This is a genomic window from Clostridium felsineum DSM 794, from assembly GCF_002006355.2.
In the GTDB taxonomy this organism is placed as follows: Bacteria; Bacillota; Clostridia; order Clostridiales; family Clostridiaceae; genus Clostridium_S; species Clostridium_S felsineum.
Map to the genome: position 1 here is coordinate 1,354,403 of NZ_CP096980.1, position 17,285 is coordinate 1,371,687.

A 17,285-nucleotide genomic window follows, 5' to 3' on the forward strand; every position below is an offset into this window, starting at 1 on the left:
CATACTACTGTTTTGTTTGTAAAATTATCTTATATTTATCTTTAAAAGCTAACTATATCCATTAAATTTTTTAGAGAAGTTATGTAAAAATCAGGTTTTTCTTTAGAACAAATATTGTTTGTATCATATAAGCATGTCCTAATTCCACATGCCTTACCAGCCAATATTTCATAGTCTCTATCTCCAATTATTAAGGTTTTTGATTTATTCATTTTATATTTTTCTATTAAATATGTAAAAGCCTCAGGATCTGGTTTTCTCTTAAAGCCATATTTTTTTGTTATTATTTCTGTAAAGCACTCAAGCAGGTGGTAATGTTTAAGAAATTTTAAGGTTGAGTCTCCTCTATGAGTTATAATATAATTTCTACAGCCCATTTTAGTAAGCTTTTTTAATACTTCAATTGTAAAGGGAAAAGGCTTAACCATTTCAGGCGCTATATTGTTTTTATAAAAGTTATATTTACTGATAAAACTATCATCTAACCCATATAATTGTTTAAAGTGCTCTACCGCAAAGCCATCAGAAACCTTAAGGTAATTCAATATATTTTTCGTATCTTCAACTATTCCATTATCCAAAAGTGATTTTTTAAAGGCTTTAACTGTTTCAGGGTAAGTGTCAAATAGAGTTCCGTCAAAATCCCAAATAATATCTTTAATCAAAAAAATGCCTCCTTAAATTTGCTTAATTAAATTAATTATACCCTATTAATTTATGGTTGGTGTAATTAATTTTAATATGGCTTGGGACATTAAGATAATATAAAAATATAATTGTTATTATTAAATTATTTTTAGGAGGTTAAAATGTTTCAATATTATATTAAAGGCTTCATACTGGGATTAGCATATCTTGCACCAATAGGAATGCAAAATCTTTATGTAATTAATTCTGCCATAAAAAGTAAAGGCTTAGAACCTTATATGGTTGCAGGAATAACAATTATATTTGATATATCTTTATCAATTACATGTTTTTTTGGGGTAGGAGCTATATTAAATAAGTGGATTCTTTTTAGGGAGCTTGCTCTACTTATAGGAGGAATTGTGGTTGTAGTTATAGGAATAAAGCTTCTTAAAACTTCACCAGAAATTGATTATAGTATAGAGCAAGATAAAAATATTTTTAAAATTGTGCTTACATGTTTTATAACCACTTGGATTAATCCACAGGCAATTATTGATGGTTCAATGCTCTTAGGAGGGTTTAGAGTTATGCTTTCACTAGATCATTCTATTATTTTTATCTTAGGAGTATGTAGTGCATCCTGCTTATGGTTTATGGGACTTGCTGCTTTAGTATCAAAGATTAAGTACAAGCTTAACAATAAAATTCTTAAAATTATTAATTTTATATGTGGTATAATAATTATTTATTATGGTATGAATTTGGAAATTAGTTTTATAAAACTGCAATTTTTTTAAGGAGAAGATAATAATATGGTTACTATAATTTGGAAGCCAGATAAGAAATCAAAGATTCCTTTATATAAGCAAATTATTCATTATATAAAAGACAAAATAAAAAATGGAGAATGGATAATTGGAGAAAAATTGCCATCACAAAGGGAGCTTGCTGAAGTTTTTGAGGTGAATAGAAGTACAATAATAGAAGCTTTAGATGAACTTAGAGCAGATGGTCTTATTGAAGGCAAAAATAAAGGCGGTACAGTTATAATAAATAACACATGGTCAATAATGGCATCAAGGAAAGCACCTAATTGGGAAGAATATATAGAAAGTGGTATATATAAGCCTAATTTTGATACTATTCAGGTTATTAATAAGCTTGAATGGGATAATAATATAATCCGCTTAAGTACAGGTGAATTGTCAAAGGAGCTTTTTCCTAAAGAAGATATGGAAGAAGTATTTTTAAGTCTTTCAAGAGAAATTACAGGTTTAGGTTATGAAATGCCAAAGGGATCTTTAAAGTTAAGAGAAGAAATATCAAGATATGTGAGAAAGTTAGGAATAGATGCTTCACCAGAATCAATATTAATAGTTTCAGGCTCACTTCAGAGTTTTCAGCTTATAGCTATGGGACTTTTGGATTATGGATCAACAGTTCTTGTGGAAAAACCATCATACATAAAATCACTGAATGTTTTTCAGTCTAGTGGAATGCGTTTAAAGGGTATACCTATGGATCAAGATGGTATTATGGTGAAGGAAATTGAAAAAAATATAAATAGTAAAACAGCATTACTTTACACAATACCTAACTTTCATAATCCAACGGGTATTGTTATGAGTGAAAATAGAAGAAAAGAACTTTTGGATTTATGTTTAGAACGTAGGCTTCCAATAATTGAAGACAACGCTTATGGAGAATTGTGGTTTGAAAAGGTTCCTAAAACTTTAAAGAGCATGGATAAAAGTGGAGTGGTATTATATTCAGGTACGGCGTCAAAATCACTTTCAGCCGGAATGAGGCTTGGATGGCTAATAGGACCAGAAGCTGTTATCGAAAGACTTTCGGATATAAAAATGCAAACAGATTATGGGGCAAGTTCAATTTCACAAAAAGCTTTTTATTTATGGCTTAAAAGTGGAAAATATGAAGAATATTTAGAAAAGCTTAGATTTAAACTTAAAGCTAGAAGAGATGCCGTTATTGAAAGTTTAAATAAGTACTTTAATGATATAGCCTGCTTTGATATACCCAAAGGTGGCTTTTACATATGGCTTAAGCTTAAAGAAAAAGTGGATATGAAAAAAGTATTTTATATTGCAAAGAAAAGTGGAGTCTTAATAAATCCAGGTTATATATATGATTTTGAAAAAAATTATAGCATAAGAATATCCTATTCCTATGGTTCAATTAAAGAGATAGAAATAGGAATAGAAAAACTGTCTCAAATAATTAGAAGCCAAATTTTATAGATTTAAATTAGTATTATTTAATATTTTCTATTGATAAATTTATTTTATAGTTACCATATTTAAGTACTTCATCTAAGAATTTAAGAATTTCATCTTGGGATGCAGCTGCTTTTAAAATATAACATCCATCTCCACTTATTCTATGTGCTTCAATTATTATGGGTTTATTACGTATGTATTTTTGAAATGCTAGATGTTCAGTAGTTTTCATAAAAATAGTTATAAAAGCAGTTACTTTTTTATCAATTTTATTTGGGTTTATTTTTATAGTATACGTCTCTATAATACCTGATTTTTCTAGCCGTTCTACTCTATTTTTTACTGCTTGTCCAGTTAAGTGAACCGTATCACCAATTTCCTGCCACCTAGTACGTGAATTTTTGGTAAGTAAATTTAAAATTTCCATATCAGTTTTATCAAGCATATCATTTAAAATCCTTTCACAATTAAATAATTATCGCTAGTATACTTTAGCGAATCAATTAATAATTATTATATACTAAATGTAAGTTAAACAACAGGAGGATTATATTATGAAAGTTCAATTAATACGTCATGCTACTGTAATATTATATTTAGATAATAAAAAAATACTTATAGACCCTATGTTAAGTCCTATAAATTCTATGGTACCAATTCCAGATGTACCTAATGAAAGCTTAAATCCTTTAGTAGAATTACCGATTAATATAAAGAATATTATTAATTGTGATGCTGTACTCATTACTCATACTCATAGAGATCATTTTGATGATGCAGCAGCAAGTAGGCTACCTAAAAATATTACTGTTTTCTGTCAACCCGAGGATGAAATAAAAATCAAAGCTTATGGTTTTATTAAGGTATATTCCATTCATGACAGCTATACATGGGACAACATAACCTTTAATCGTACAGGAGGAAAACATGGACATGATGAAATAGCCTTGCAAATGGCACCAGTATCAGGCTTTGTTATTTCTTCAAAAGGACAACCTTCGATATATATTACAGGAGATACAGTATGGTGTGGTGAAGTAAAAGAAGCTATTAAAAAGTATAAGCCCGAAATAATTGTTTGTAATTGTGGTGCGGCTCAATTTTCTTATGGTAAACCAATAACTATGAATGCAGATGATATTCATAGATTATGCAAGGAATTTCAACAATTAAAAGTTATTGCTGTTCACATGGAAGCTTGGAATCATTGCAGATTATCACGTAAGGACTTAAAATATTATATTAATAGAAATAATATTGAAAAAAGTGTGCTTGTTCCTGATGATGGTGAAATACTAGAATTTAATTTCTGAAGGGAGAAAAAAGAAAATGGATGATATAACTTTAGTATTTCCAAAAGAGGACTTAGAAGTTAAAGCAATGGAGTTTAAAAAGGAGTTTTTTGATTTTGGGGAAAGAACTATAAATGGTAGTTTTAAGCTAGATTATAAGGATAATTATGCTGAATGGTTAAAGATAACTTAAGTAAAGAAACAGTAAATCCAGAGTGGGTGGTGTCAACAACTTTTTTTGCAGTTAAAAAAAGTGATAGTAAGATTGTTGGAATAGTTAATTTAAGACACTATTTAAATGATTTTTATAAAAATTCAGGACATATTGGATATAGTGTGCGTCCATCGGAGAGAAAAAAAGGATATGCTACAGAGATTTTAAGACAAACATTAGAATATGCAAAGCAAAGAGGACTTAAGGAAGTATATATAGCTTGTAAAAAAGAAAATGAAGGTTCAAGAAAAACAATTCTAAAAAATGGCGGTGTTTTAACTAGAACTTTTAAAGACCAAGGAAAAGAGCATGAAGTTTTTTATATAAATATGAAAAGAGGTGAAATTTAGTGGGAATACTCACTAAAGATAAATTATGAGCAAGACTGTATTATTAATTATTGATGTTCAAAATGCTATGTTTAATGGAGAAGAAGGATCAGTATATAATGGAGAAAAAGTTTTAAATAACATATTAAAGGTTCTTAATAAGGCAAGAGAAAAAGATGTGCCTGTTATATTCGTTCAACATACAGACAAAGAAGGTGAGTATAAAGAAGGAGAGGAAACCTGGCAGCTTAATGAAAAATTATCACCTAAAGAAGGTGAAGTAGTAGTACAAAAAGGAACCTGGGATGCTTTTTACAAAACAAAACTAGAAGAGGAATTAAAGAAGCTTAAAGCTGAAAAACTTGTGATTTGCGGAATGCAAACAGAATTCTGTCTTGATACTACTATAAGAAATGCTTACAGTAGAGGTTATGAACATAATGTGGTTATAGAAGATGCACATACAACCTTTGACAGCAGGGTGCTTAAAGCAGATAAAATAATAGAGCATCATAGTAATATATGGGGAGGCAGATTTGCAAAGTTAATAAAAGTAGATGAAATTAACCTCTAAAATGAAAAATAAAACCTTGAAAAGAGGTATTACATACTATATAATATCCTTATAAATATTTTATAGGGGGAATCTAAATGTCAGCAGATTATGAAATGCTTTATGGAGATACAAATAGGTTACTTAAAATAAAAGCACAAGCAGGAGATAAAGTTATTATAGAAGCAGGAGCTATGGCAGCTATGAATCCTAATTTTGAAATTAAATCGAAAGCAGGAAGTGTTGGAAAAGCTATTGGAAGACTGTTCAGTGGTACCTCTGCTTTTCTTCAAGAATATGTTGCTAAAAGTTATGGAGAAATATTAGTAGCACCTAAATATTTAGGAGATATTAAAGCAGTTAATATGGATGGTTCTGTTAAATATAGACTTGGAAAATCAAGTTTTTTAGCTTCAACGGATAAAATAAATCTTAATATAAAATCTGGCGGAGGAAGAGGTTTTTTATCAGGAGAAGGTTTTATTCAAATAGAAGCAGAAGGCTCAGGAACTTTATTTTTAAGTGCGTATGGAGCTATACATGAAATAAATTTAGCTCAAGGTGAAAAATACATAGTTGATACAAATCATCTAGTATTATGGGAAAGCAATATGAATTATAGTGTTGAGCTTTTAAATGGTTTATTTGGTTCAATTACAGGTGGCGAAGGACTGGTTTGTGTATTTGAAGGTCCAGGTAAAATGTTTATTCAAAGCAGAGATCCTTCTAAAATGGCTACAGGTAAAAGTTCATAAAGATTTTAACAGATAACTAATAGGTTATCTGTTTTTTTATCTTATTTTAACGATGAAGATAAAAAAATAATACATAATACTATTTTTGTTAAAAAAAGGTTAAAAACATTGACGAATATAGCGAGAAGTGATACTCTATACAAAGGATGTTTATACATATAATGACTTTATGTATAAATAATGGAAATAATATAATGATTAGTTGGAGAATTATAAGTTAAATAGAAGAGTGTTAAATAAAAGATGCGCGCTAATTTATTTGCACAAAAATTTAATTTAATTTGATTAAAATATTACAACTCACCAATAAATTATATAATTATTTCTAAATTTAAAATGCTTAAGGAGAATACTATGTTTAATAAACTTGCTATTTTTACTAGTCTTAAGAAGAGGATGCTCTCCATTGTTGTGATAATTGCTATGCTAATGTCATTAGTACCAATTTTAGCTGTTAAAGCGGATTCAAATTACACCCATTTAATTGGTAATTCTACAGTAAAAAAACCTTCAGTTGGAGGTGCGCTGCAGATACTTAATAAAAATAATACAAGCACCCTATGTGATAAAAATGGAGACCCTATTCAATTAAGAGGAATGAGTACCCACGGTTTACAGTGGTTTCCCGGAATCATTAATAATAATGCTTTTGCAGCCCTTTCAAATGATTGGAATGCTAATGTAATACGTCTTGCTATGTATGTTGGTGAGAATGGATATGCAACAAATCCATCAGTTGAGCAAAATGTTATTAATGGAATAAATTATGCAATAGCCAATGATATGTATGTTATTGTAGATTGGCATGTACTTAATCCAGGAGATCCGAATGCTAGCATATATTCAGGTGCACAAAATTTCTTCAATAAAATAGCTAGCCTATATCCAAATTGTAAAAATATAATTTATGAATTGTGTAATGAACCTAATAACGTTGGACAAGGAGTATCAGATGATGCAGCAGGTTGGGCTAAAGTGAAATCCTATGCAACACCTATTATAAATTCACTTCGAAATAGTGGTAATAAAAATCTTGTCATTGTTGGGGATCCATTTTGGAGTCAAAGACCTGATTTAGCAGCAGACAATCCTATTAATGATTCAAACACAGCTTATTCTGTACATTTTTATAGTGGTACTAACCCAGTATCAGAGGTAGATACTAATAGAGATAATGCTATGAGCAATGTAAGATATGCCCTTAACCATGGTGTAGCTGTTTTTGCAACCGAATGGGGCACTAGCTTGGCAACTGGTACTACCGGACCTTATTTAGAAAAAGCAGATGCATGGTTAGATTTTCTAAATGCAAACAATATAAGTTGGTGTAATTTTTCAATCTGTAACAAGGACGAAAAAGCAGCTGCACTTAATAGCTCTGCAAGCCTTGACCCTGGTTCTGATCATGTATGGTCAGATAGCGAATTAACTACTTCAGGTCAATATGTACGTGCTCGTATTAAGGGAATTTATTATAATACACCGGTTGATCCTACACCAAGCAAGCCATCAGCACCTACGGATTTTTCGTCAGGTTTTTGGGATTTTAATGATGGTACGACACAAGGCTTTGGCATAAATGCAGATAGTCCAATAACTGCTGTTACTGTTGAGAATTCTAACAATGCTTTAAAGCTTAGTGGACTTAATACTAATGGTAGTAATGATTTATCAGAAGGAAATTTTTGGGCAAATGTTCGTCTTTCAGCTGATATTTGGGGTAAATCCATTAATATATATGGAGACACAAAGTTAACAATGGATGTTATAGCTCAAGCACCTACAAATGTATCAATTGCGGCTATTCCACAAAGTAGTAGTAATGGCTGGGCAAATCCTACAAGAGCTATTAGTGTTTCTACAAATAATTTTGTTCGACAAGCAGATGGAACTTATAAAGCAACTTTAACAATTTCCACAGATGATAGTCCGAATTTAAAAACTATAGCATCAGATTCGTCAGATAGCACAGTAATAAACATGATTTTATTTGTAGGATCAAGCTCAGATAGTATTTCATTAGATAATATAAAGTTTAGTAAATAAAAATCTATATAAATTAGATTAATAGCATAGTTATAAAAAACTTGTGCAAGCAATGAAGGGGAAACTTTAGTGCTTACACAAGTTTTTGTTTTAAAAAAGAAGAAATATAAGAGGCCTTTTTAGAATGCATTAATATAATAATGTATGTTAAAATGTATCATATATATGTTGTAAAATAGTTATGAGTAAGGGGTGGATATTTTAATGAGGATTTTACATACTTCTGATTGGCATTTAGGCAAAAATTTAGAAGGCTTTAGTAGAATGGATGAACAAGAAGCATTTTTAGAGGATTTTGTTAAGATAGTAGAAGAAAATAACATAGATATGGTGGTTATTGCAGGAGATATATACGATAGTTATAATCCACCAGCTAGAGCTGAGAAGATGTTCTATAGTACTCTAAAAAAAATATCACAAAATGGAGAGAGGGTAACCCTTGTTATTGCAGGAAATCATGATAATCCTGAAAGACTTGTGGCAGCCGGACCGTTAGCGCGTGATCATGGAATAATAATGGTTGGAACACCTAAAACAGTAGTTACAACTGGTGACTATGGGAGACATAAGGTTTTAAGTTCTAAAGAGGGCTTTATTGAACTTAAAATTAATACAGAAATAGCATCAATTATAACTTTGCCTTATCCAAGTGAAAAGAGATTAAATGAAGTATTATATGGGGAAATGGATAGTGAAGAGGAAAAAGTAAAATCTTACGGAGATAGAATACAAAAGCTTTTCGATAAACTTAATGAAAATTTTAAAGAGGATACCATAAATTTAGTAGTTTCTCATCTTTTTGCAATGGGAAGTGAGGAAGGCGGCTCTGAGAGAAATGTTCAGCTTGGTGGAAGTTTTATTGTAAATGGAAACTGCTTTCCTAAAAATGCTCAATATGTGGCACTTGGACATGTACATAAACCTCAATTAGTACCTGGTACTCATAAAACGGCTAGATATTCAGGATCACCACTTCAATATAATAAGAAAGAAATAAATTTTAAAAAGAAATGCTTTATGGTTGAGTTAAAAGCAGGAGAAGAACCCAAGGTAGAAGAAATTGAATTTAAGATATATAAGCCTATAGAGATTTGGAAATGCGATGGAGTAGAAGAAGCAATTAAAAAATGTGAGGAAAATAAAGACAGAGATTGTTTTGTTTATTTAGAGATAAAGACAGACAAATATATTGGCGAAGAAGAAATGAAGGCAATGAAAAGTTTAAAGAAGGATATACTGGAAATTTCACCTAAGATAAGTATAGATGATGAGGTTATAGATATGACAAGCTTCAAGGAACGACCTTTTGAAGAAGTTTTTAAAGAATTTTATAAAAAAGAGAGAAAAGTAGAACCGGAGGACGAAGTTTTAGACTTGATTTTATCTATTATAAACGGGGGTGAAAAATAGTGAAGCCTATAAAAGTTAGAATAAGAGGTTTAAACAGCTTTGAAGATGAACAAGAAATTGATTTTGAAAAGCTTACAAGAAGGGGCTTGTTTGGAATATTTGGACCTACGGGCAGCGGAAAAACTACTATACTTGATTCTATAACGCTGGCACTTTACGGTGAGGTTGCAAGAAAAAGCTCTAACTTTATGAATACTAATTGTACTAGTCTTAATATTAGCTTTCAGTTTCAAATATCAGGAAAAGACATAAAGAGATATTTAGTTGAAAGAGAGTTTAGGAGAGATAACAAAACGGGAAGTGTTAGAAGTAAATCGGCTAAAATTATAGATATTACTTTAGAACCTATAGTTTTGGAAGAAGGAGCTAAAAGTGTAACTGAGAAGTGTGAGGAGATAATAGGTTTAAGCTTAGATGATTTTACAAGAACGGTTGTACTTCCTCAAGGTAAATTTAGTGAATTTTTAAAGCTTGAAGGAAAAGAGAGAAGAAATATGCTTGAAAGACTTTTTAACCTTCAGGAATATGGAGATGAACTTTCTATTAAGTTAAATAGAAAAATAAAAGAAGAAAGAGAAAAAGAAAATGTTTTAACGGGAGAACTTAAGGGTTATGAAGGCTTAAGTGAAGATATTTTGAAAGAGAAAAAAGCTAGCTTAAAGGAAAATGAAGATATTTTAAAAGAGGCTTTAAAGGGTGCAAAAAAAGCAGAGGAAGAATATAACGAAGGTAAAGAAATATGGAATCTTCAAATAGAGATAGCTGAAAAAACTGAAGTCTACAGGGAACTGAAAAGGTCTGAAGAAGAAATTAATGTTAAGGAAAAGAAATCTATACTGGGCGAAGGAGCTTTAAAGGTTAAGCCTTATATTGATAATTATGAAAATACGTTAAAGCAAATTGAAGAATTAAAAGAGAAAATTATAAATGCTGAAAATGAAATGAAAACTGTAGTGTTACAAAAGGAAGACATAGAAAAGAAGCTTAAAATTGCAAAGGATAATAAAGATAATGCACTTCCTAAGTTTATGATAAAAAAGCATGTTATATTAGAGGCTATAGAAGAAAAGAAAATTTTAGATAAGACTAAAGTTGAAGAAGAGGAGCTTAAAAGAAATATAGATAAGCTTAGTAAAGAGGTTTTAAGTAAGGATACCCTTATAAAAGAATATATATCTGAAGTCAATGTATTAACTGATAGTATTCAAACCTTAGAAAATAAAATTGGGATGCTTAAGGTTTCAGAGGATAAGAAAAATAAAATTAATGAAGGAATGTTCTTGTTAAAAAATTATGATGATAAATCAAGGCATATGACTAAGGTTAAATTTGACATAGATAAATTAGAAAAGGACTTAGAGCAGGCTAAAGAAAATGAAAATATGCATTTAAAAGAATTAGAGGAGAGTAAGATAAAATTACAAAGCTATAGGAAAAAATTAGAAAAATTAAATAAAGAACTTCCTGAGGATGAGGTATTACTTACGTTTCAAGAAAATTTAAATGAACTTAGACAGAAATGGAATAAGTACAAGGAGAACACAGAAAAGTTAGAAAAAAGTTCAAATAATTTAGAGAAGCTTAAACAGGAGTTGAAAAACGAAAAGCTTGAAGTAGAAAATTTAGATTGCAAGTTAGTAGATATAAATACAAGAATAGAAGCAATTGAAACAGAAAATATGGCTCATATACTTAGAGAGAAACTTAAAAATGGAGAGCCATGTCCTGTTTGTGGTTCTGTGCATCATGTTAAAGAAGAAGGAATAACAGTAGACCTTAAAGAACTTAATGAACTTAAAAATTACATGGAGACCTATGATAAAAAGCGTAAGAAAAAGAATGAAGAAGTATTCATAAAAGAGGCAAATATTAAGCTAGAAGAAAAAAATATTTTTGAGGTAAAAGAAAATATGAGTACTCTAGGAGAGGAATTTAAAAAAGTTTCTGTAGAAAATAAGGAAAAAGAATTTAAGGACTTAAAGGATAAAATAAATAAGTTTAATACTGAAAAATTAAAGCTGGAGGAAAAAATAAAAGTTTTAACAGAGGCTTCAAATAAAATAGAGATAGAGTATCAGAAGGAAAAAACAGTAGGAAAGCAGTGTGAAAACCATATAAGCTCTTTAAAAACTGAACTTCTTGAAAGTAAAGCTGAAGTTAGTGAAATAGAAAATGAAATAAAATTATTAAGAGAAGAACTTAAGATTCAGGATTTTCAGGCTGAAATGAAGGAAATACAGGAAAAGGAACGTTTAAAAGCAAAAGCAGAAGACGAAATAAAAAAATCCAGAAATCTTTTAAATGAAAAGCACACTGAAAAAGAAAAGTTGATGGAAAATACAACCAAAGTGAAGGAAGAGCTTAGCATTGAAAAAGAGAAGCTTAAGCAAAAGGAAAATACAATAAAGGAAAAAACGGAATTCATAAAAGGTAAAGTAGGTACTTTAGATAAACTAGATGAATTTAAGGAAAAAATAGAAGGTACAATAAAGAAAATAGAAGAACAGTATAATTTGTGTGAAAAGATGCAAAAGGATATTGAAGAAAAATATAGAAAAATTAGTGATGAAATAATAAAGTATAATAGTAACACATCTAGTCTTAAGGATAGGAAAGTTAATGATATAGAAAAACTTAATAAGATTCTTCTAGAGGAGAAATTTAAAGATATAAAGGATGTAAAGGAAAGCTATATAAGCCGAGAAGAAATAAATTTACTTAAGGGTGAAATAGAAAAGTATAGAAATGAAATTTTAAAAATAAATGGTGCTATAGAAGTATTAAATAAGAAACTTAAAAATAGAGTGCTTTCAGAAGAAAAATGGATAGAAATTCAGAATAATAGAATCGAGAAGGATTCTAAACAAAAAAAGCTTGAAGAAATAAAAATAAAACTTGAGGAAGAGATTAAAAATATAGAAGGAAGGCTTAAAGAACTTGGTACACTTCTTAAAAATAAAAAGACTTTGGAACATAGGTTAAGCCTTTTAGATGATCTTGAAAAACTATTTAAGGGTAAAAAGTTTGTGGAATTTGTAGCTCTAAATCAGCTTAAATATATATCTATAGAGGCGTCAAAAAGATTAAAGGAGATAACAGCAGGAAATTTTGGCCTTGAGGTAGATGATAATGGTAAATTTCTAATAAGAGATTATAAAAATGGAGGGGCAATGCGTGATGCTTCAACCTTATCGGGAGGAGAAACCTTTGTGGCATCATTAGCTTTAGCACTTTCTCTTTCAAATCAAATACAATTAAAAGGGAGCGCACCTTTGGAGTTGTTTTTCTTAGATGAAGGGTTTGGTACTCTTGATAGTAATCTTCTTGAGGTAGTAATGGATTCACTTGAAAAAATACACAATGAAAGACTTTCTGTAGGGATAATAAGTCATCTTGAAACAATAAAAGAAAGAGTTCCAGTTAAGCTTATAGTAAGCCCGGCAGAAGCAGGTGTTGGTGGAAGTAAAGTTAAGCTTGAAGTAAGTTAATATATAAAGGGTATAAGTTTTTGTACTTATATCCTTTTTACGTTGGATAATAATTTATTATAGTCATTCGAATCATTTTAGAATGTTGGTTTTTATATGTATGAGGCTTTGCGGCATCAAAAAAGATTGAATCGCCAGAAGCTAGAGTGTATTTTTCATTACCTGTCTCAAGGGTTAAAGTACCATCAAAAATAAGTATATATTCTTTATCATTTTCACCATGAGAATCTGAGGTATAAGAGCTATTAGCGTCCAGTTCTACAGTGAATATTTCAAAATTTCTATCGCTTTGAGCTGAAAATGAACAAAATACTCTGTAATGCATATCTTCACTACACTGCTTTATTGTGTTTTCTTTTTTTACTAAAATTACTTCATTAGAAGGTTCATCTATAAGAAAGGTATAGGGGATTTTAAGCCCGTTAGCTATTTTCCAAATAGTATTTATTGTGGGATTTGATTCACCACGTTCAATTTGACCCAGCATAACCTTACTGACACCTGAAAGCTCGGAAAGTTTACCAAGAGTTAAATTTCTTTGTTTTCTAAGTCTTTTAAGATTTGAAGCAATAATACTGTTAAGATTCATTAAATCACTCCTTGACAAAAATAACCTATAGTCGTATAAATATAATATAACGTACAGTAATTATATTATAACATACTTATATTATGAAACAAATAGGAGGGGAAATGTTAAAGGAAAAAACTATTATTTCAGAAAAATCTCAGTTCTATGAAGGAATAAAAGATTGCATGCCTACTGTATTGGGATATTTAAGTATAGGCTTTGCCTGTGGGGTTGTGAGTAAAGCTAGTGGACTTACAATTTTAGAGATAGCACTTATGAGTATTTTTGTATATGCTGGTTCTGCTCAGCTTGTGGCAGCTGGTATGATTGCTTCTTTAGCATCTATTCCAGCAGTAACTATAGCAATCTTTTTTGTTAATTTAAGACATCTTCTTATGAGTGCGTCACTAGCACCATATTTTAAAAAGAATTCCTATCTGAAAAATTTTACAGTAGGTGTACTTATGACAGACGAGACTTTTGCACTAGCGGCGGTAAAGGGGAAAAATGATAAACGTATAGATTACAAATGGATTATGGGAGCTAATATAATTGCATATTTAAATTGGCTTATAGCAACTGTTTTAGGTGCGTACTTTAGTACAGTGATATATGATTATAAAAAATTTGGACTTGATTTTGCACTTCCAGCAATGTTTATAGGTCTTTTGGTATCAAGTATAAAAGGAAATAATGAAGTAAAAAAAGGATATATAAGCATGGCTATTTCAGCTGTAATTTTTATTTTATGTGTGAAATTTATGTCTTCAAATAGTGCTGTTATGGTTGCTGCAATACTTGGGGCAGGGGTGATGATAAAGAAATGGATATGAAAATTTTGTATATAATTCTAGGGGGAGCTATAGTAACTATACTTCCAAGAGTTATTCCAGTTATGTTTATGTCTAAGCTTGAAATGAATAAAAATGTTTCTGAATTTTTAAAATATATACCAATTTCTATATTAACCGCACTTGTAATGGCAGCAGTTTTTGTTAATAACAATAAGATTTATATAGATTCACATATAATTTTTTCTGCAATTGCAGCGTTTATAGTTGCTATAAAAAAGGACAATCTTCTTTTAACTGTAATATCAGGAGTGGCAGCTATGGCAATACTTAGAATTTTGTATTAGCTTGAATATATAATAAGGACTTCACAGAAATCTATGAAGTCCTTATTATATAAAAGATTTAATTATTAACGTAAGTAAGGTAAGTAGCTGAAGCATAGCCAGTTATTCCATTTACACTGATTTTATACCAAGTATTATCAGAAGAATAACCAACAACTGTAGCCACTTGATTTTGAGCTAAGGAGCCTACTATTGGATATGCAGTAGATGGACCTGTTCTTATATTTAATGAAGTTGCATTAATAACTTTAACATAAGCATTATCTCTTATGTTTATATATCTTCCAGCAGTATATTTAGCATTTATAGTACTCATACTTATAAAGTACTGTTTTGTACCTTGAGTTCCACCATAGGTCGTATCTGGTGTTGCTTCGTATGTGTATGCGCCACTTACTCCGTTTCTAGTACCCCATTTATCAAATATGACTACATGAGAACCAGGGGCATTTAAAATATCCATATGTTTTATATCTGATAAATTAATTTTTGTAAAGTATTGATTAAATATAGTTGATGTAGATAATTTGTAATCTTTAATATTAAAGGCAGCTTGTACAAAACCTGAACAGTCAAGTCCAGCAGTACCAGGTATATGACCATAGGAAGAGGACTTTACATTACCTATAAAAGCACCCTTATTTACTGCATCTGTAAAACTTGTCCAAGGCTCGTTGTAAGAGGAAGAACTAAAACTATCAAAACCTCCCCAGCAATAAGGTATACCTGTAGTCACAACGGTTTCAACACCGCTAAGTTGAGAAGGTTGGGTTATACTTCCAGCATAGGCTGAAGGCACTATACCATTTTTGCTTTTATAGTATGTCCATTTTAAATTAATCATATCAAGAGCTCTTTTTTCAGCTTCAATCCTTGATATTGGAGTTTGTGTTGCTGCATGAATTTTGTTTGGAAAAGGTAAAAAAAGTAAAATTAAAAAAGCACCAATAACAATTAAACTTTGTTTTCTCATTTTCTCAAATATACCCCCTATATTTAGTACTCTAATTATAAAGGGAATAGATATGTAAGAGCAATCTGAAATTAAAGGTCCAATTACCATAGAATTCATGGTAATTGAACCGTAGGAAAAAGAGGTATGAAAATTATCTACATACAAAATATCTTATTTGTCTTAAATCTAAACCAAAGTAAACCCAACGTCTGCCCATCCATCTATAACCAGCTATAGAACGAGGTCCGACGAAGGTAATATATGCCCAAAATTCTCTGCCATTATTTAGCCAGATATAGGTGTATTTATATCTGCATATACGTATTGCGCCAGAATCTACAGCTTTAATAGAAGGACCACCAAAACCAGATTGGAATTGTGGTACATAAGTAGGAGGCGGACCAGGAGGCATCATTTGATCATATCCAGGCTGACCATATTGTCCAGGAGGATTGTGACCAGGTGGCATATGTCCGTGAGGAGGCATTGGAGGATTACCATGTCCATGAGGAGGCATTGGATCCCTTGTATTTTGGCAATCAGGAAAAAAAGGACATTCAGTTTCTGAATTTAAATCATCATTTTCAAATCGCATAGGATCAAAATCTACATCATTTTCATCATTGTAGTCATAGTCTAAATCATCATATCCGTAATCATATCTGTAATTGTCAAAGTCATTGTAATTGTAATACATAAAGTTCTCCTTAAAATTATGATTAATACATTATAAGATATGTAAGAAAAGAATAAAATGTTCCTTAAAAATAGCAAAATTTTCTTTGTAGTTTGTAAAGTGAAAACTAATTCTGTATAATAAAACTAAGGTTTTTGTTCTGTAAACTAATAAGGTGAGGTGATATTTTATGATTTTCGATACACATATTCATACTTTGTTTTCCACAGATTCAAAAATGGAAATAAACGAAGCAATAGATGCTGCAAATAAAAAAAATATAGGGATGATAATTACTGAGCATATTGATTTTAATTATCCGGTTAAAGGGAAATTTGTATTTGATATAGATAAATATTTTAAGGATTATTATAAATATAGAAGTGATAAAGTTTTACTTGGTGTTGAAATAGGCATGGGAGAAGAGATTAAAGATCAAAATAGAGAAATAAATAAAAACTATGATTTTGATTATGTTTTAGGATCAATACATCTTTTAGGTGGCAAAGATCTTTATGAGAAAGATATGTATAAGAACTCTGATAAAAGAGAGGTTTTTGAAACTTATTTTGAAACTATGCTAGCTTCTTTAAGCTGTCATACTTATATAAATTCCCTTGCACATATAGATTATATATCAAGATATGCAACTTATAAAGATCCAGAAATTTATTATAATGAATATAGTGATTATATTGATGAAGTGTTAAAGTTTATAGTGGATAGAGAAATAGCCTTTGAAATAAATACAAGAAGAATTGGTAAAAAAGAAATATGCGATAATTTAATTCCTATATATAAAAGATACAGAGAACTTGGGGGCAGGTTTGTAACAATAGGTTCTGATTCGCACAATAAAGAAAGCATAGGAGCGAATTTTGAAAATGCATTTAAAATAGCAGAAAGCTGCAACTTAAAGCCTGTATATTTTGAAAAAAGAAATATAAAATATATATAATTTATGTTAAAAATTAAACTAGTTTAAGGAGAA

General features: G+C 30.2%; 18 protein-coding genes. 13 read left to right on the top strand and 5 right to left on the bottom strand.

What is annotated here, in order from left to right; genetic code table 11:
- Window positions 1–41 precede the first annotated feature (41 nt).
- Entirely contained in the window at window positions 42–665 is a 624-nt protein-coding gene (locus CLFE_RS06335) for an HAD-IA family hydrolase (RefSeq protein ID WP_077893430.1), read from the bottom strand.
- Window positions 666–809: 144 nt separating this feature from the next.
- On the opposite strand from CLFE_RS06335, the gene CLFE_RS06340 reads away from it, so the two are divergent.
- Window positions 810–1,427, top strand: coding sequence for a LysE/ArgO family amino acid transporter (locus CLFE_RS06340; RefSeq protein WP_077893429.1), 618 nt, complete (start codon window positions 810–812; stop codon window positions 1,425–1,427).
- A gap of 15 nt (window positions 1,428–1,442) precedes the next feature.
- Window positions 1,443–2,888 (top strand): aminotransferase-like domain-containing protein, encoded by a 1,446-nt coding sequence (locus tag CLFE_RS06345; protein WP_077893428.1) that lies wholly within the window; start codon window positions 1,443–1,445, stop codon window positions 2,886–2,888.
- A gap of 13 nt (window positions 2,889–2,901) precedes the next feature.
- Here the strand turns inward: CLFE_RS06345 and CLFE_RS06350 are convergent, their stop codons facing one another.
- The gene (locus tag CLFE_RS06350) at window positions 2,902–3,312 is read right to left on the bottom strand and encodes an Lrp/AsnC family transcriptional regulator (RefSeq protein ID WP_077893427.1); all 411 of its coding nucleotides are present in this window, start codon (window positions 3,310–3,312) and stop codon (window positions 2,902–2,904) included.
- A 109-nt stretch (window positions 3,313–3,421) separates the two neighbouring features.
- Between CLFE_RS06350 and CLFE_RS06355 the strand changes: the two genes are divergently transcribed.
- The 8 genes from CLFE_RS06355 to CLFE_RS06390 all read left to right on the top strand — a co-directional run bounded on the left by CLFE_RS06355 (window position 3,422) and on the right by CLFE_RS06390 (window position 12,954).
- Window positions 3,422–4,180 (top strand): MBL fold metallo-hydrolase, encoded by a 759-nt coding sequence (locus CLFE_RS06355; protein ID WP_077835645.1) that lies wholly within the window; start codon window positions 3,422–3,424, stop codon window positions 4,178–4,180.
- A 16-nt stretch (window positions 4,181–4,196) separates the two neighbouring features.
- Window positions 4,197–4,352 carry a hypothetical protein gene (locus CLFE_RS06360; protein ID WP_242951616.1) on the top strand — a complete coding sequence of 52 codons (156 nt, stop codon included), beginning with the start codon at window positions 4,197–4,199 and terminating at the stop codon, window positions 4,350–4,352.
- Window positions 4,334–4,723: a GNAT family N-acetyltransferase gene (locus CLFE_RS06365; RefSeq protein ID WP_242951615.1), complete on the top strand. Its 390-nt coding sequence runs from the start codon at window positions 4,334–4,336 to the stop codon at window positions 4,721–4,723. Before CLFE_RS06360 ends, CLFE_RS06365 begins: the two co-directional genes overlap by 19 nt.
- Before the next feature lie 25 nt (window positions 4,724–4,748).
- On the top strand, window positions 4,749–5,276 hold the full coding sequence (locus CLFE_RS06370; RefSeq protein ID WP_077893426.1) for an isochorismatase family protein: 528 nt from the start codon (window positions 4,749–4,751) through the stop codon (window positions 5,274–5,276).
- A 77-nt stretch (window positions 5,277–5,353) separates the two neighbouring features.
- Complete coding sequence (locus tag CLFE_RS06375) at window positions 5,354–6,010, top strand: TIGR00266 family protein (protein WP_077893425.1); 657 nt, start codon at window positions 5,354–5,356, stop codon at window positions 6,008–6,010.
- A 354-nt stretch (window positions 6,011–6,364) separates the two neighbouring features.
- The gene (locus CLFE_RS06380) at window positions 6,365–8,056 is read left to right on the top strand and encodes a cellulase family glycosylhydrolase (RefSeq protein WP_242951614.1); all 1,692 of its coding nucleotides are present in this window, start codon (window positions 6,365–6,367) and stop codon (window positions 8,054–8,056) included.
- A 204-nt stretch (window positions 8,057–8,260) separates the two neighbouring features.
- Window positions 8,261–9,466: an exonuclease SbcCD subunit D gene (locus CLFE_RS06385; protein WP_077834154.1), complete on the top strand. Its 1,206-nt coding sequence runs from the start codon at window positions 8,261–8,263 to the stop codon at window positions 9,464–9,466.
- Window positions 9,466–12,954 (top strand): SbcC/MukB-like Walker B domain-containing protein, encoded by a 3,489-nt coding sequence (locus tag CLFE_RS06390; RefSeq protein ID WP_077893424.1) that lies wholly within the window; start codon window positions 9,466–9,468, stop codon window positions 12,952–12,954. The genes CLFE_RS06385 and CLFE_RS06390 overlap by 1 nt, the downstream gene beginning before the upstream one ends.
- Window positions 12,955–12,991: 37 nt before the next feature.
- Here the strand turns inward: CLFE_RS06390 and CLFE_RS06395 are convergent, their stop codons facing one another.
- Window positions 12,992–13,543 (bottom strand): helix-turn-helix domain-containing protein, encoded by a 552-nt coding sequence (locus CLFE_RS06395; RefSeq protein WP_077893423.1) that lies wholly within the window; start codon window positions 13,541–13,543, stop codon window positions 12,992–12,994.
- 104 nt (window positions 13,544–13,647) lie between these two features.
- Between CLFE_RS06395 and CLFE_RS06400 the strand changes: the two genes are divergently transcribed.
- Complete coding sequence (locus CLFE_RS06400) at window positions 13,648–14,358, top strand: AzlC family ABC transporter permease (RefSeq protein WP_077893422.1); 711 nt, start codon at window positions 13,648–13,650, stop codon at window positions 14,356–14,358.
- Window positions 14,349–14,663 (top strand): AzlD domain-containing protein, encoded by a 315-nt coding sequence (locus CLFE_RS06405; RefSeq protein WP_077893421.1) that lies wholly within the window; start codon window positions 14,349–14,351, stop codon window positions 14,661–14,663. The genes CLFE_RS06400 and CLFE_RS06405 overlap by 10 nt, the downstream gene beginning before the upstream one ends.
- 58 nt (window positions 14,664–14,721) lie before the next feature.
- On the opposite strand, the gene CLFE_RS06410 is transcribed toward CLFE_RS06405, so the two are convergent.
- Window positions 14,722–15,636, bottom strand: coding sequence for an SH3 domain-containing protein (locus tag CLFE_RS06410; protein ID WP_077834159.1), 915 nt, complete (start codon window positions 15,634–15,636; stop codon window positions 14,722–14,724).
- Between the two features lie 133 nt (window positions 15,637–15,769).
- Window positions 15,770–16,315: a hypothetical protein gene (locus CLFE_RS06415; RefSeq protein WP_077893420.1), complete on the bottom strand. Its 546-nt coding sequence runs from the start codon at window positions 16,313–16,315 to the stop codon at window positions 15,770–15,772.
- Window positions 16,316–16,484: 169 nt separating this feature from the next.
- Between CLFE_RS06415 and CLFE_RS06420 the strand changes: the two genes are divergently transcribed.
- A complete protein-coding gene (locus tag CLFE_RS06420) occupies window positions 16,485–17,252 on the top strand; it encodes a histidinol phosphate phosphatase (protein WP_077834161.1) in 768 nt (255 codons plus the stop codon).
- Window positions 17,253–17,285 lie beyond the last annotated feature (33 nt).